The 14,376-nt window shown below is 66.2% G+C and carries 15 protein-coding genes; 9 read left to right on the top strand and 6 right to left on the bottom strand.

The genetic code is table 11. The features are described from left to right. Positions 1-63: 63 nt before the first annotated feature. Positions 64-975 (bottom strand): LysR family transcriptional regulator, encoded by a 912-nt coding sequence (locus ABZ293_RS20955; RefSeq protein WP_355182947.1) that lies wholly within the window; start codon positions 973-975, stop codon positions 64-66. Between the two features lie 130 nt (positions 976-1,105). Between ABZ293_RS20955 and ABZ293_RS20950 the strand changes: the two genes are divergently transcribed. Together ABZ293_RS20950 and ABZ293_RS20945 are read left to right on the top strand one after the other, a co-directional pair. Then, positions 1,106-1,531, top strand: coding sequence for a tautomerase family protein (locus ABZ293_RS20950; protein WP_355182945.1), 426 nt, complete (start codon positions 1,106-1,108; stop codon positions 1,529-1,531). Further along, positions 1,528-2,163 carry a carboxymuconolactone decarboxylase family protein gene (locus ABZ293_RS20945; protein ID WP_355182943.1) on the top strand — a complete coding sequence of 212 codons (636 nt, stop codon included), beginning with the start codon at positions 1,528-1,530 and terminating at the stop codon, positions 2,161-2,163. The genes ABZ293_RS20950 and ABZ293_RS20945 overlap by 4 nt, the downstream gene beginning before the upstream one ends. 149 nt (positions 2,164-2,312) lie before the next feature. On the opposite strand, the gene ABZ293_RS20940 is transcribed toward ABZ293_RS20945, so the two are convergent. Beyond that, complete coding sequence (locus tag ABZ293_RS20940) at positions 2,313-3,224, bottom strand: LysR family transcriptional regulator (RefSeq protein WP_355182941.1); 912 nt, start codon at positions 3,222-3,224, stop codon at positions 2,313-2,315. Between the two features lie 232 nt (positions 3,225-3,456). Between ABZ293_RS20940 and ABZ293_RS20935 the strand changes: the two genes are divergently transcribed. After that, a complete protein-coding gene (locus ABZ293_RS20935; protein ID WP_355182939.1) occupies positions 3,457-4,527 on the top strand; it encodes a hypothetical protein in 1,071 nt (356 codons plus the stop codon). Between the two features lie 315 nt (positions 4,528-4,842). Here the strand turns inward: ABZ293_RS20935 and ABZ293_RS20930 are convergent, their stop codons facing one another. Further along, a complete protein-coding gene (locus tag ABZ293_RS20930) occupies positions 4,843-5,769 on the bottom strand; it encodes an NADP-dependent oxidoreductase (protein WP_355182938.1) in 927 nt (308 codons plus the stop codon). 107 nt (positions 5,770-5,876) lie between these two features. Here ABZ293_RS20930 and ABZ293_RS20925 point away from each other — a divergent pair, with 107 nt between their 5' ends. From ABZ293_RS20925 to ABZ293_RS20910, 4 genes are all read left to right on the top strand, one after another. After that, the gene (locus tag ABZ293_RS20925; RefSeq protein WP_355182936.1) at positions 5,877-6,653 is read left to right on the top strand and encodes a helix-turn-helix transcriptional regulator; all 777 of its coding nucleotides are present in this window, start codon (positions 5,877-5,879) and stop codon (positions 6,651-6,653) included. Between the two features lie 79 nt (positions 6,654-6,732). Then, on the top strand, positions 6,733-8,328 hold the full coding sequence (locus ABZ293_RS20920) for an AMP-binding protein (protein WP_355182934.1): 1,596 nt from the start codon (positions 6,733-6,735) through the stop codon (positions 8,326-8,328). A 36-nt stretch (positions 8,329-8,364) separates the two neighbouring features. Then, positions 8,365-9,249: an amidohydrolase family protein gene (locus ABZ293_RS20915; protein WP_355182932.1), complete on the top strand. Its 885-nt coding sequence runs from the start codon at positions 8,365-8,367 to the stop codon at positions 9,247-9,249. Continuing rightward, positions 9,249-10,052: an SDR family oxidoreductase gene (locus tag ABZ293_RS20910; RefSeq protein ID WP_355182930.1), complete on the top strand. Its 804-nt coding sequence runs from the start codon at positions 9,249-9,251 to the stop codon at positions 10,050-10,052. Before ABZ293_RS20915 ends, ABZ293_RS20910 begins: the two co-directional genes overlap by 1 nt. A 614-nt stretch (positions 10,053-10,666) precedes the next feature. Here ABZ293_RS20910 and ABZ293_RS20905 read toward each other — a convergent pair. Then, positions 10,667-11,257 (bottom strand): TetR family transcriptional regulator, encoded by a 591-nt coding sequence (locus tag ABZ293_RS20905; protein WP_355182928.1) that lies wholly within the window; start codon positions 11,255-11,257, stop codon positions 10,667-10,669. Between the two features lie 123 nt (positions 11,258-11,380). Here ABZ293_RS20905 and ABZ293_RS20900 point away from each other — a divergent pair, with 123 nt between their 5' ends. Both ABZ293_RS20900 and ABZ293_RS20895 read left to right on the top strand, forming a co-directional pair. Beyond that, the gene (locus tag ABZ293_RS20900; RefSeq protein ID WP_355182926.1) at positions 11,381-12,346 is read left to right on the top strand and encodes an SDR family oxidoreductase; all 966 of its coding nucleotides are present in this window, start codon (positions 11,381-11,383) and stop codon (positions 12,344-12,346) included. 6 nt (positions 12,347-12,352) lie between these two features. Continuing rightward, positions 12,353-12,820, top strand: coding sequence for a pentapeptide repeat-containing protein (locus ABZ293_RS20895; RefSeq protein WP_355182999.1), 468 nt, complete (start codon positions 12,353-12,355; stop codon positions 12,818-12,820). Between the two features lie 502 nt (positions 12,821-13,322). Here the strand turns inward: ABZ293_RS20895 and ABZ293_RS20890 are convergent. Beyond that, positions 13,323-13,556 (bottom strand): integrase, encoded by a 234-nt coding sequence (locus tag ABZ293_RS20890; protein WP_355182924.1) that lies wholly within the window; start codon positions 13,554-13,556, stop codon positions 13,323-13,325. Between the two features lie 73 nt (positions 13,557-13,629). Further along, the gene (locus tag ABZ293_RS20885) at positions 13,630-14,220 is read right to left on the bottom strand and encodes a hypothetical protein (protein WP_355182922.1); all 591 of its coding nucleotides are present in this window, start codon (positions 14,218-14,220) and stop codon (positions 13,630-13,632) included. Positions 14,221-14,376: the final 156 nt, after the last annotated feature.

Below are 14,376 nucleotides of genomic sequence, written 5' to 3'. Positions count from 1 at the left end.
GCGAGTCCCGCGTGGGTGTGACAGCAGCCGAGCACAGTGGCTCCGTAGGAGTTACGCGGCGAGTCACAGAGTGGGCAGGTTCCGCGCTACCTCATGTAGGCAGGCGCTCACAACTTGGACCGCCTGATTCGTGGTGGCGGGCATGCGCGCCAACGACGCGCGCCGCGTCACAGAAACCCCGTCGACCACCCGCACCAGGCGGACTGCACCGGGCAGCACGCTCGCCAGATACGGTGGGACCGTGGTGATCCCGTAGCCCTTCGCTACCAGGGTGAGCTTGCTGAGCCAATCGCGGGTACGGTGTGCGATCTCCGGTCGCCGCGGTAGAGCGGGCCATACCCCGAACGCGGGATCGGCGACGCCCTCGGTGCTCGATACCCATGGCATCGTCGCGAGTTCGGCGATGGTGACGGTGCCGTCGCGGCCCAGGTCGCTGTCCTCGGCGACGGCCACCGCGAGCTCGCCTTCGAGCAGTACCTCCAGTTCCAGCGGCGGATCCTCGGCGTCGGGCGGCGGGTAGGGCGGCTGCGCGCCGAGCACCGCTAGGTCCAGGGTTCCCGCCCGCAGACTCCTCGTCAGCGAGGGAGTCGAGCCCTCGCGCGTGACGATCCGAATGTGCGGCGCGCGTTGGCGAACGAGAGCCAACATCTCGGGTACCAGCACGGGCGCGGCACTGAAGAACATCCCCAGCCGGACCACGGTCTCGATCCGCTCACCTGTGCGGATCGACTGCGCGGCCCGATCGATCTCGTCGAGCGCGACCGACGCACCCCGCAGCAGCACCCGGCCCGCGGGTGTCAGGCGCACCCCGGCGGCACCGCGTTCGAACAGCGTCTCTCCGACAGCATGTTCCAATGCGGCCATCTGACGCGAGACCGCCGACTGCGTGTATCCCAGGACACCGGCGGCCGCGGTGAACGAACCGTACTCGGCCACCGCCCGCAGGACCCGCAGCGGTGTTGACGACCACTCCACACCGTCAGCCTAGGCAATGGTATGCGTGTCACGCATGCCCTAGGTTCCGAACCTTCGCTTCCCGCATGTCTGCCGACAGGATTGACTGAGAACGCGCCGGACAACCGGCCCCGCAACAGGAGGTAATGCCATGCCGATGACGAAGATCTACCTACGCAAGGGATCCTTGCCCGAACACCGCGTCGCCATCTCGGAGTCCATCCACCGCGCGCTCGTCGAGGTGCTGGGGATCCCCGAGGACGACCGGTACCACGTGTTCCATGAACTCGACGACGACAACCTGATCTCGGCGCCGGTGGCATTCGGGCTGGAACGGCGTCGCGAAGCCGTGTTCATCCAGTTCTACTTCGGGCAACGCCCCGCCGAGGTGCTCACCGCACTCTACAAGTCGGTCGTCGGCTACTTGACCGATCTGACCGACCTGGAAACCCGTGACATCTATCTCAATGTGGTGCCGTCCCCATCGGAGAACTGGTGGGCCGACGGCCGAGTCCTCGACTCGCGGACCGGATTCGACGAGCGCATCGCCGCCGACAAGATCCCTGGCCGATCGTGACCGGCGGTGAGCAGCGGGAAACCCCGATCGAGAACCCCGATCACCTGGGCGGGCGCCTTCCGCTGCGGTATCCCCATCAACTCGGCACAGACCAGCGAGCCGTGCACGAGGCGCTGAGCAATCTCGTTGTGCCGGAAGGCCACCACAGCGGATTCACCACCCGGCTGGCGGACGGCAGATTCATCGGCCCGTTCAACGCGATGCTGCGCAACCCGCGAATCACCGCCGGATTCGGCGAGTGGGTGCGAGCCATTGTCGAAACCGGCCTGCCCGAAGAGGTTCGGCAGGCGGTCATCCTCACCGTCGCCGCGCACTGGCGCGCGCCGTACGAGATCTACGCGCACACCGCCGCAGCACGCACCGCCGGAATCAGCGACGCCGCCATCGACGCGATCCTCGGGGGAACACCACCCACCGACCTGACACCCGCCGCGGCATCGGCCCAACGGCTCGCCACGAGCCTGCTGCGCCACCACGACGTTCCGGACGAACTCTATGGCGAGCTACACGGCCTGTTCGGCGAGCCAGGAATGATCGCCCTGCTCGCCCTGCTAGGCCAATACCAGACCGTGTCGTCGCTTCTGATCACCTTCCGCGTGCCCGCGCCGACGGGATCGACCGGCGACCACTAGCGCACGGCGAGTTCCGAGTCCCGGCGAAGCGTCCGCGGTTGTCACGCTGCCCTCACGGATCGCTTGCCCGACACCACATCCCACACATCCGCCCGGATCGCGAACGTCGGCATGCGGCACGTGATTGTCCAGCGGTGATGTCGTGTGCCTCATTCGGGCCGCGCGGGTTCGGGTCCGGTGAGGTGAGCGCGGGCGTATTTGCCGAAGGCGGTGATCAGGCGATTGCGGTCGTCGGCGCGGGTAGCCAGCACGACGTGGCTGGGTTCGGCATCCTCGAGCGGGACCGTGGTGAGGTCTGGGCGCAGCGCGCTGGCCGTGGGGACGGCGGGGATGATCGCGATGGCTTGGTCGTCGGCGACGAGTTCGAGTTTGTCCTCGATGGAGTCGATGCGGGGGCCGTCGGGGGCGGGGCGGCCGTCCGGGCGAGGGTCGATGCGCCAGAACGCGTCCCATGTGGGGTCGCCGCCGCGTGGGAGCGGTTCGTCGGCGATGTCGTCGAGGGTGACCGAGTCCTTGCCGGCGAAGCGATGGCCGACAGGTACCAGCAGAGCGCGGGGTTCGTCGTAGAGGACGGTCACGTGCAGTCGGTCGATCGGGAAAGGCAGACGGGCCACGACGGCGTCGACTCGGTGTTCGAGTAGTGCCGTGTGTGCTTCGTTCCAAGGGAGGTAGACGGTGTGCACGTCGGCATCGGGATGGCGGCGGCGCAGCTCTCGCACAGCCGGAGTGATGATGATGTTCGCGGTGTAGCCGATGGTGACGCGGCGGGGGTCGGCGGCGGCGCGAGTGCGGGCCACGGCCTGCTCGGTCGATCGCAGTACCGCGTGCGCCAGCGGAAGGAAGACCGTCCCGGCTTCGGTCAGCGTGGTTCCGCGCGGGGTGCGGGCCAGCAACCGCGCGCCGACTTGGCCTTCGAGACGGTCGATCTGCCTGCTCAGTGACGATTGGGTGAGGTGCAGGGCCGCGGCGGCGCGGCCGAAGTGCCGGTGTTCGGCGAGAACCGTGAAGCAACGGACCAGCCGCAGGTCGAGGTCGATCGGCGGCAAGGTCGAATCGGGCATGTGTTCAGCGTAGGCCGCCGCTTCCGGGCGCGCAGTCGCTCCGGCAGGGCCTGAACTGGGGTGTTGCGCAGAACGGGATGCGTATTGCCGAACATTCATTGGACCCGCGGCACGCCCGGGGCGCACGGTGAAACCACCTGCTGCCCACGGACCACCACCGGAGCGGAACCCCTCGGTTTGCCCCGGATCATGCTCGTGCGCAGCGTATTTCACTGGTCAGATTGGATGAGAAGTGGATGAGATCTGGGTTCTGGGCGCTACCGGGCGATCCGGTCGCGCGATCAGCATCGAACTGGCGGCCCGGGGGTTGTCGCCGGTGCTGGTGGGACGCGACACCGCCGGGTTGCGCGAGGTTGCCGCCAAAATCGGCGGCCGAGCGCGGACGCTGGAAATCGGTTCGGCCCTCGACGTCGCGGCGCAGGTGAGTCGGCAACGCCCAGCCGTGGTGGTCAACACGATCGGCCCGTTCGCACGCACGGCGGCACCAATCGTGCACGCCTGCCCACCCGGCACGCACTACCTGGATCTGACCAACGACGCCTTCACCATGATCGACCTACTGGCGCTGCACGAGCAGACCGCCGCCGCGGGCAGTTGCGTGATACCGGGCGCGGGCTTCGGTGTGCTCGCCACCGAGAGCGTCGTGAGCGCGCTGTGCGCGAATCGTCCGACACCACAGCGCGTGCGGGTGGCCGCGGTTCCCGCGGTCGAGATCGAGCCCGGACCGCTCGGATCCGCCTTGGCCGCAAGCATTCTCGACCTGCTCCCGGCCGGTGGCCGCCGCTACGAGCACGACCGGATGACCCGTATGCGCCTCGGCGGCGGATGTGAGCAGCTCACCCTGCCCGATGGATCGACGGTGCGAACCGCCGCGTTGCCCTCGGGCGAGTTGGTGGCAGCCCAGCACGCCAGCGGCGCCGCGTTCGTCGTCGCCGCCTCCAGCGAGGCTCCGACCGGGCGGCTGATCCGAGCGGTTCTGCCGGTGGCGGCGGCTCTGCTGTCGGTGCGGGTGTTGCGTACCACCGCGACTCACCGGCTCGCCCGGGTCCACCTCGCGCATCGCCCGCGACCCCGTGAATTCACCTGGGCTCACGCCCGGATCCAGTGGAGCGACGGTAGCGTCCGCGAGGGCTGGCTGCGCGCCGGCGACGCTATGGCCTTCACCGCCGCGGTCGCTGCCGAGATCGCCGCCCGCCTGCAACGCGGCGAGGGCCGGCCCGGTGTGCACACCCCGGCCGAAGTGTTCGGGCCCGAACTCGCCATCGCAGCCGGCGGCCACCTCATCCTCGACCAGTCGGCATAACAACAATCGACGGCACCACCGGACCGATTGCTGTGCAACAGAATCCGGAACATTTCACGCACGGACCGGCTAGAGAACCTGCGTGCCAATTCGGCTGGAGCGATGCGAACTTTCAGGTCGAAGCTCGGCGACTCATTGTGCCAGCACAATAAGTCGCCGAGGGTTCGATGCACTAGACCTGCCGACGCCAGCCACTCGACGGCTCAGTTCAGCAGTCGGTCCAACGAAAGCTGCTTCAGCGAAACCTCGAGGTCACCTCGCCGAGTCCAGCACCGCCCCAGCCATATCTCCGTTCGCGTGAGGTCCCATGGGGGATCAGACGGTGAGGACGACCTTGCCCTGGAGGTGACCGCCCTCGATCAGCCGGTGCGCGTCGGTGATCTGCTCGAACGGGAAGGTCGCCTGCACATGGACCCGGAGCTTGCCCTGTTCGACGAGGTCGACGAGTCCTCGCAGGGCGACCGGATCGGGGTCGACCGCAATGCCGCTGAAATGCATGCCAGCCGCCTCGAACTTCGCGATGAGCTCCGTATCCTCGTCGGCGACCGCAGTCACGAGGTGGCCCCCGGGGCGGAGCACTTCGAGCGAGCGCGCGGCGGTGTCGTCACCGAGCGTGTCGAGCACCACTTCGATGTCGCTGACGACCTCAGTGAAGTCGACCGCGGTGTAATCGATGACCTCGTCGGCGCCGAGTTCCTCGACGAACTCCCGCTTGCTCGCGCTGACGGTTGTGATCACATGCGCGCCGAGTGATTTCGCAATCTGGATCGCTACGTGACCGACACCGCCACCACCGGCGTGGATCAGGACGCGGGTGCCCTCGGTCACGCCGCCGAGGTCGACCAGGCCCTGCCACGCAGTCAGCCCGACGATAGGCAACGCCGCAGCCTCGGCGTGTGAGAGCGATGCCGGCTTGCGCACCAGGTGCAATGCCGGTGCTGCCACGAACTCGGCGTACGCGTTGGCCGCCCGCGGGAACAGCGGCATCCCGAACACCTCGTCGCCGGGCCGCAAGCGCCACGTCCGCGCCGTCTCGACCACACCGCTGATATCCCAGCCGAGAATGAACGGCGGCCGACCGAGCAGCGGGAATTCACCGGCGCGCAGGCGCGGTTCGAGTGGGTTCAGCCCGATCGCCTCGACCCGAACGAGGACTTCGGTCGGCAGGGGCTGGGGCGCGGGCGCTTCCGCGATGGTGAGGACCTCCGGGCCCCCGAGTGTGCGCTGGGTAATTGCTCGCATAATTCAACGATGACCGCCAGAAGACAGGCGTACCACCGGTGTCACGCCAGAAAATCCTGATAACCCGCCAGTATTGCCGATCCGATCGCCGCCTAGAGTGGGTGCTGATGGCCGAACTTGTCCCCGAGCCGGTGTTCTGGACCGACGATTCTTCGGTCTGCGAACTCCTGACCCACGGCGAGGACGTCGCCGCGCACTTCCATGACTTCGGGCAGCTCAGGTACGCCGTTTCCGGAGCGCTGGTCACTGCGACCGAGGTCGGCACCTGGGTGGCGCCGGCGAACCGCATTACCTGGGTGCCACCTTTCTATGTTCACAGCAGTCGCTCGTACGGCGAGACCGATGTCCGAGTGCTCGGGGTTCCGGCGGCACTGGCCGAGCGACTGTCGGCGGAACCGTCGGTGTTCGTGGCCAGTGCGCTGATACGCGAGGCATACCTGGCGGTGGTCAGCGACCGCGAACCCGTCGACAGCCCCCGCGCCCGGCTGCTGCTCGAGGTCGTCGTCACGGAACTCGCTCGCGCCCCGAAGGAACCACTGCGCCTTCCAGAGCCGAGCGACACTCGCCTCAAGGCCGTGACCGATCTGCTGCACGCCGACCCGGCCAGCCCAGCGACGCTGAGGGAGCTGGGGCACAGAACCGGTTCGAGCGAACGAACTCTCAGCCGGCTGTTCAGCAGCGAACTGTCGATGAGCTTCCATCAGTGGCGCACCTTGCTGCGTATTCAGCGGGCACTGATCGAACTCTCCGAAGGCACCTCGGTCACCGACACCGCGGTGCGACTGGGCTGGGCGAATCCGAGCAGCTTCATCGATGCCTTCACCAATCTCGTCGGCCAGACACCCGGTCACTACCGCGCTACGGCGCGCACAACCCATGACTAGCGTGAATGTGGCGGGTTATCCGTAATTCCAGGCGGAACATCGGTGGCACGCCCGTGGTGTAGGCGCCCATCGTTGAGGTATGTCTCATTTCGTCGACGTGCCGAGCGCTTCCGCTTCGGCAACTGCCACGGCGGCCACCTCTGGGGTGACGCTGGGTGATCTGATCGTGCAGGCCCTCACTCGGCACAGCTCGTCCGAGGCATTCGTCGCCGGTGATCGGCGACTGACCTACGCGCAAGTCGGAGATCTCGCCTCGCAGTACATGGCCGCGCTGGCATGTCGGGGGGTGGGGCTCGGAGTGGGTGTCACGATGCTCGGTCCGAACACGCCCGAGTCATGGATTATCCAGGCTGCGACCTACCTGATAGGCGGGCGCTTCACCGGCCTTCAGGCCCTGGCCTCGGTTGAGGACCACATCGTCGTCTGCGAGGATGCGCAGGCCACGGTGTTGGTCGTTACCGCTGCTCTCGAGGAGCACGGGCGCCAAGTCCTCGCAGAGGTCGGCTCGCTGAAACACTTGCTGGTTATCCCGGCCGCAGGTGGCCTGCCCGAGGGCGAGTCGCACGCGGCTCGACCACTCGACCCCGGCCCGGCCACCGAGACGGACGTCGCATGGCTGCAATACACCGGGGGGACGACCGGCAGACCCAAGGGTGTGATGCAGCCGCACCGGTCGATGGTGCAGATGGTGTATGCGCAGATGGCCGACTTCGAACAGCCGCACCTGCCACGATATCTGGCCTCGGCCCCGCTCACCCATGCCGCCGGGCTCGGCGTCATCCCGACGCTACTTCGCGGCGGTACCGTCGTGATCGAGCAGGGCTTCGAACCCGGCCGATTCCTCGACATCATCGAAACCGAGCGCATCAACTGTCTCAGCGGCCTGCCGACGATGATCTACACGCTGCTGGACCACGAGCGTCCGGAGACCAGGGACCTGTCCAGCCTCGAGGTGATCTGGTATGCCACCGGGCCGATGTCCCCGGTGCGCCTGGCCGAGGCTCGGGAGCGGATCGGCCCGGTCTTCGCCCAGATATACGGGCAGACGGAGTCGACCGGCATCGGGACGGTCCTGCCCAAGGCCGCGCACGAGACCGCGAGCGTGGAGCGGCTCGCCTCCTGTGGTCGTCCCGTGGTCGGGAACCGCATCCGGCTGATCGACAATGACGGTCACGATGTTCCCCCGGGCGAGGTGGGCGAGATCGTCATGCGCAACCGCGGAGTCATGCTCGGCTACCGGAACCTTCCCGAGGAGACCGCGACAGCGCTCGAGGGCGGCTGGTTGCACACCGGAGACCTGGCCCGGCAGGACGACGAGGGCCTGCTCTACATCGTCGACCGCAAGAAGGACATGATCATCTCCGGGGGTTTCAACATCTACGCGAGCGAAGTCGAGACCGCCCTGACACGGCACCCTTCGATCGGCTCGGCGGCGGTGATCGGCGTGCCCGACGACAGATGGGGCGAGATCGTCACCGCGTTCGTGGTCACGCGCCCCGGGCGGGAGGTTGATGTCCACGCACTCCAGGGCTTCGTGAAGCAGGTCAAGGGCTCGATGTATGCGCCCAAGAAGGTCGTGGTCGTCGATTCACTTCCGCAGACGGCGGTCGGGAAGGTCGACAAGCAGGCGTTACGCGCACCGTATTGGGGCGATTCGACCCGCAATGTCCACTGAGCAATTCCAGCAACCATTCACGAAAGGTATTCAGCGTTGAACGCGTCGCCACCCCACCTGATCGACTTCCACTCCCACTGGGGTACCGAGCAGGGCTGGAAGGGGAGCCCGTACGAGACCGCCGAGGACCGTGCCGCCCTGCAGGGCTATTTCAAGTGGGGCATGAGTTTCGTCAGCGAGGAAGAGCAGGCGGCCCGGTTTCGCCGGGCCAACGCCACCGTGATGCTCGACTTCGCCTTCACCTACAAGATGCATGCCGGTGCGTTGCGCGACCAGCACGACTACGCGTTCGACTTCGCCCGTACACATCCCGACGTCGTGCTCGGCAATTGGATCGGCATCGATCCCACGCGGCCGGATCATGTCAGGGAATTCGAGCGCTGCCTGAGCGAGGGGCCGGGACTGGTCGGGCTGGCCGTTCATTCGTTCACCCCGGCCGGCACGCCGGACCAGCCGGAGTGGGAGAAGTGCCTGAATCTGTGCATCGAGGCCAACCGCCCGGTTCTGGTCCATGTCGGTATGTCTGCCACCGGCGCCGGAACCCGTGGCGGCATGGGCATCACACTCGAGGGCTGCCACCCCCGCTACGTCGATCGCATCGCAGCCAGATATCCCGATCTGAACGTGATCGCGGCTCGGGTGGCGTGGCCCTGGCAGTCGGAGATGATCGCAATCGCACTCCATAAGGCGAACGTCTGGATGGAGTTGCATGGTTGGTCCCCGCGCTACTTCTCCGACGAGTTGAAGCGCGAGATCGGCAAGCGCCTGCGTAAGCGGGTGTTCTTCGGGGCCGACTACCCGATGCTCAGCCATGAGCGACTGGTGCAGGAGTGGCTTGAGCAGGGATTCTCTCCGGACGTCCTGGACGACGTGTTCTCGGGCAATGCCGAATCATTTCTTACCTCGATCGGAGTCGAGTGATGGACCTGGGACTGACCGGGAAGGTGGCCATCGTCGGCGGCGGCAGCGATGGTTTGGGTTTCGCGATCGCGGATCGCCTGTTGACAGAAGGCGCCTTCGTCACGATCTTCGCGCGTCGCGCGGAGAAGGTCGCGGCCGCCGCAGCACAGCTTGCCGACAAGTACGGCCGAGAACAGATCCTCGGGCTTGCCGCCGATTGCTCGGTCGACGCCGACATCGAGCGCGTCACGGCCGCGACGCTCGAACGGTTCGGTCCAGCCGTCCACGTCCTGGTCACCAACGACGGTGGACCGCCGATCCGCCGCATCTGCGAGCTCACCGACGACGTATGGCTGACAGCCTTCGAACGCCACTTCTTCTACGTCGTCCGATCCGTACGAGCGACGCTGCCGCACATGACAACCGAAGGCGGCAGCATCCTCAACGTGGTCTCCGGAGTCGCTCAACGCCCAGCCGTCGGTATGGCGGCCCCGGCCACCGTCTGGTCGGCCGTGATCGGCTACGCCCAAACCCTCGCCCTGGAGGCCGGGCCGCACAACATCAACGTCAATACCCTGCTGACCGGATACTTCGACACCCCCCTCATCGCCAAGACAATCGACAGACAACCGGAACTCTCCAAAACCCGTCTCGGAAGCGGCCTGCCGATGGGTCGCATCGGGCAACCCCGCGAATTCGCCGACCTGGTCGGTGCGCTCGTATCACCGAACCTGAGATTTGTGACGGGCGCGGTGGTCCCGGTCGACGGCGGAGCGAGTATCGGAATGGGCGTAAGCTTCGATTCGGCGGCCGCCTCGAAGTGAGGAGTCGTGGTCGGGAGGCGCTCCACGATGCTCGTGTACGGCGGCGACCCCGCGGGCTGGCCGTTGAATTCCCATCGCAGCAGCCAGATGATGAGGTCGTTCTCGGTTTCGTGGGCGACCTCGATCAGTGCCTTCTTCACCTCCGAAGACTGCTCGGCGGCCGCCATTGCCCTCGGCCAGCGAAGATGGCGGCATCACCTGCCTACAATTGGAATTCGGCTTCAATCACCAACTGCCCGACAGCAAACCGCAGTTCATGCCCGTTCCCATGTTCACAGTGCCCCGCCCGAGGCACGAACCTGCGGCAACCGGACCAGAACCGTCACGCCACCGCTATTTGCCGATGACCAGCAGTTTTCGGTGTTGCAGCAGGTTGGCGTACTGGTCGATACCCCTCCGGACACCAGTGCTAACCCCACAGGGGTCACACCAACGATTGCGAGCTTGGGTTGGTAGCGCACGCACCTGGAGGTCCAGCGCTGAATACAGGATCTTGTCGGAGGGATTCCCGGCGGCGAGGACAGCGCGGATGTCGCCGAGAGATTCGATCAGTTTCCTGATCTCGGTTTCGGTGGGTCCACCTGTGACGTTCGGTGACCGCAGGCGGGGCTATATCAGTGTTCGGGCCTTGCCTGCATCGGGAGGGCGGACGTGAAGAGGGCGCGTAGGTCGTGGAAGGCTCGGCAGAGATGCGTGTCCAAGCCGTCTGCGGGGTCGTCGATCCAGGCTTGGACTGCGTGCTGATAGGCGGCCCAGCCGGTCCCGGCGGCAAGGCCGGCCATCCCGTGATCGACACCGCGTTGCCGCAGCGCCTGCGCCACGGCATCGGTGAGCCATGCATGCTTGGCCAACTCGCGTTCGCGCAGTGCCGGGGTCACCGCGATGACTTTCCATCGTGGTTCGGAAAACGGGCGGTTGTTCTCCAGATTCCGAGCGGATTTCCGGAAGGCGCACAGCAGTATCTCGAACGGCTCCAGCCCCTCGGGAGCTTCTGCAACCGCCTGCATCAGGGCGGCGCGTAGATCGGCCTCGCCGTCGAAGAGCACTTCACGCTTGTCCGGGAAGTGGCGGAAGAAGGTGCGCTCGTTGACCGCGGCCCGGGCGGCGATCTCCGCCGCCGTGGTCTGGTCGAACCCCTGCTCCTGATACAGCTCCAGGGCCGCCTGCTGCAGGCGGCGCCTCGCATCTGCTCCGCTCCGTGGCATCCTACGAGCCTACCCCAATATGTCAGTGACTGGCGTCACGTTGCGCCAGTGACTGACACTATGTGTAGAGTCAGTGACTGGCGCTACTTAGTGCCAGTTAATGGCGTTAATGGGAAGTGTTTCATGCATATCTTCGTCACCGGGGGTTCTGGCCAGACCGGCCCCACCGTCGTCGCGGAGCTCGTCGCGGCGGGCCACACCGTCACCGGCCTGGCCCGCTCGGACACCACCGCCGCCCGGCTGCAGTCGCTCGGCGCGACACCCCATCGCGGCCGTCTGGACGATCTCGACAGCCTGCGGAGCGGCGCGCTAGCCGCCGATGGGGTCCTGCACATGGCCTATGGTGGCGACTACGCCGATCCGGATGACCTCATCCGCCGCGACTGCGCCGCGATCGAAGCGCTCGGACAAGCGCTGGCCGGGTCCGGCAAGCCGTTCGTCAGCACCTCGGGCACCTTGGTGGTCAGGGCCGGGCGAGTCAGCACCGAGCAAGATGCACCGGATCCCCACTCGGTCGCCGCCTTTCGTATCCCGGGCGAGCAGGCCTGCCTGGGTTTCGCCGCGCTGGGTGTGCGATCCAGCGTCGTGCGGCTCGCACCGACCGTGCACGGCCCCGGCGACTACGGGTTCATTCCGGCTCTCATCGCGGCCGCGCGCAGGGCGGGGGTCTCGGCCTACATCGGTGACGGCGCCAATCGGTGGCCGGCAGTCCACCGCGCCGACGCCGCGGTTCTATTCCGGCTGGCATTGGAGAAGGCTCCCGCCGGCAGCGTGCTGCACGGCGTCGGCGAGAGCGCCGTCACAATCAAGAGCATTGCAGCACAGGTCGCGCAGATGCTCGACCTCCCCACCGCTTCGCTGACCCTCGAACAGGCCGCCGGGCATCTCGGGAACCCGTTCCTGGCCCGATTCTTCTCCCTCGACGTGCCCGTCTCCAGCGAGCACACCCAAGCGCTGCTGGGGTGGGCGCCGAAATACGCCACGCTGCTCGAAGACCTACGGACCGGCGACTACTTCACCCCGCAGGCCAGCATCCGCGCCGAACAGATCTGGCTGCATGACGGCCCGCACGAGCACAGCCACAGCTGACCGCCCATATCCGGCGACACCAAGCCTTGGAGAGAAGGCCATGCCCATCGACGACCTGCGCCCCGCCATCGACTGGGGCATATACCGCACGCTCACACTCGAGCGACGAGACAATGGGATAGCGGCGACGCCAAGTTCCACGGGGCCACGTTCGGCGGCGGCGTCGAGTTCGACGCGGCAACGTTCGGCGGTACCGTCGATTTCGGTGACGCCACGTTCGGCGGTACCGCCGGGTTCCACGGGCCAGGTTCAGTGCTCGCGCCGCTATCGACAAAGTTACGCTCGCAGGCCGGACCAGTTTCGCCGCTACCGACTTCGGTTCCGGACGAGTCGTTTGCACCGAGCCAAGGCAGTGGGGGCCGCCGACACCGGAATTCGATTGACGCAAGGACGGTTCCAACAAACCAGCGAATGTCGAACCCAAAGATTGGCCGCCTGCGGTACCGACACCAGACCAGCGCGCTGCTCCACTGACGGACCGGGTCCCGGCGACCGATCCGGTCAGTGATGATGCCGCACACGATCATTCCGGCGCCAATAGGTCAATCCGAACACCACCCACGGAAACATCCGCGAGCGAGCAGCCCGCACCGGAGCTGTCACTGAACAGTCGACGGCAGTGGGATGAATATCCATGGCGCTTCCTCGAGCCTGGCGGAACCGACGGGCCGGCGACCGGAGCCGGCACTGTCGAACGACAACGACGAACAGAAGAGGGTGGTGGGGCAGCGCGCGAGCCGCGCGCTGCCCGCTGGAATCAGACGTGGTGGAGGAAGCCAACCTGGCCGGGTTTGCGGTTGGGGGGGAACCCGATCTTGGCCAACGCGTCGTCGGTGTCGGCGTAGACCTCATCGAACACGAAGGTTCTCCACGCGCAGGTTGGCCTCCATGAACCGCTTGATCGACGACACCGAAGCCGCCAGCCCATGCTCATCCCGCAGGCTGCCAGATCGTCCGGCGGGTACGGCGCGCGTCATTACCACGATGAAGTCGCGATGCTCTTCGAACTGCGGCCAGGTCGTCGGCCGTCTGCCACAAGCTGTTTCCACTCATCCGGCGACAACGCCGGGTCGCCCGGCGACAACCCAGCCGCGATCGCCGGATCCACATACTTCTTCACGGTCTTGCGGTCCAGCCCCAGACTGGCCGCGATCTGACTCTGCGAACGGCCCGCATGCCAATGGATCAAGATCTCGACGATACCGACCACGATTAACGAGACCGTGCGGAATTCCGTGAACGAGGATCGATCTCATCTGGAGATTTTCATGAACGCCGACAGATCAGAAGGGGCGGGGCGGCAGGGGTTTGATGAGCGGGGCGAGCAGTTGCCCTGATCGCTCGCCGGTGAGCACTTCGGAGGGGTCCAGCTTGACGAGTTCGCGCTTGGATTCGTCGATCTCCCATACGTCCTCGCCGATCAACCGACCCTGGTCGTCGTAGGGCCAGATCATGTGCTCGACGTTTTTGACGAGATAGGTTGCCTGCGGGTCGATGTCGACTCCGCTCTGGGCGAGGATCGTGCCGGGTGTCTGCTGGTAGATCGTTGCCGTCGAGCAGATCATGTTGTCGCCGACGGCAAGTTTCTCGTCGTCGGTGTAGAAGATGCCTTGGTCGGTCCGGGCCCACTCGCTGTAGAGGGCCTGCACTGCTTCGGCGCCGTCGAGGACGGTGTTGATGCCGAAGACGTTGAAGTGGTACACGGGGTGTTCGACGGTCATCTCCGGGTCGAAGATCTCCTTCCACCGGCCCGCCATTTCCAGGCTGCGGTGCCGGTCGTAGGCGTGCAGCAGGTATCGGTGCCGCGGGTTCTCGGTGGTCTCGATCAACCGCCGCACGGCGATGTTGGTCATGGTGATGTCGAATCGGCTCATGACGGTTCCTTTCTGTTTCTACTGTGTTCGCTTGGTTGCGCCGAAATGGGTTGGGCTGGTGTCGATTCGGCGGGCCGGGAAAGCACCTCCGCAGCCGGGCATATCGGGTGCTACCACGCGGGCGAACGCCGCGACCTCGGTCAGCAGCGGCATCCA

The organism is Nocardia sp. NPDC005998 (assembly GCF_040614395.1).
GTDB lineage: Bacteria > Actinomycetota > Actinomycetes > Mycobacteriales > Mycobacteriaceae > Nocardia.
The sequence above is the reverse complement of the archived record's forward strand: the minus strand, read 5'-3'. Positions and strand labels throughout refer to the sequence as shown.

What these genes read in the sequence shown, in the direction of transcription:
- ABZ293_RS20950 (WP_355182945.1), top strand. Translation starts at nt 1,106, where the DNA reads ATGCCGATGACGAAGATCTACCTACGCAAGGGATCCTTGCCCGAACAC.
- ABZ293_RS20940 (WP_355182941.1), bottom strand. Translation starts at nt 3,224, where the DNA reads ATGCCCGATTCGACCTTGCCGCCGATCGACCTCGACCTGCGGCTGGTC.
- ABZ293_RS20930 (WP_355182938.1), bottom strand. Translation starts at nt 5,769, where the DNA reads ATGCGAGCAATTACCCAGCGCACACTCGGGGGCCCGGAGGTCCTCACC.
- ABZ293_RS20925 (WP_355182936.1), top strand. Translation starts at nt 5,877, where the DNA reads ATGGCCGAACTTGTCCCCGAGCCGGTGTTCTGGACCGACGATTCTTCG.
- ABZ293_RS20920 (WP_355182934.1), top strand. Translation starts at nt 6,733, where the DNA reads ATGTCTCATTTCGTCGACGTGCCGAGCGCTTCCGCTTCGGCAACTGCC.
- ABZ293_RS20910 (WP_355182930.1), top strand. Translation starts at nt 9,249, where the DNA reads ATGGACCTGGGACTGACCGGGAAGGTGGCCATCGTCGGCGGCGGCAGC.
- ABZ293_RS20905 (WP_355182928.1), bottom strand. Translation starts at nt 11,257, where the DNA reads ATGCCACGGAGCGGAGCAGATGCGAGGCGCCGCCTGCAGCAGGCGGCC.
- ABZ293_RS20900 (WP_355182926.1), top strand. Translation starts at nt 11,381, where the DNA reads ATGCATATCTTCGTCACCGGGGGTTCTGGCCAGACCGGCCCCACCGTC.
- ABZ293_RS20885 (WP_355182922.1), bottom strand. Translation starts at nt 14,220, where the DNA reads ATGAGCCGATTCGACATCACCATGACCAACATCGCCGTGCGGCGGTTG.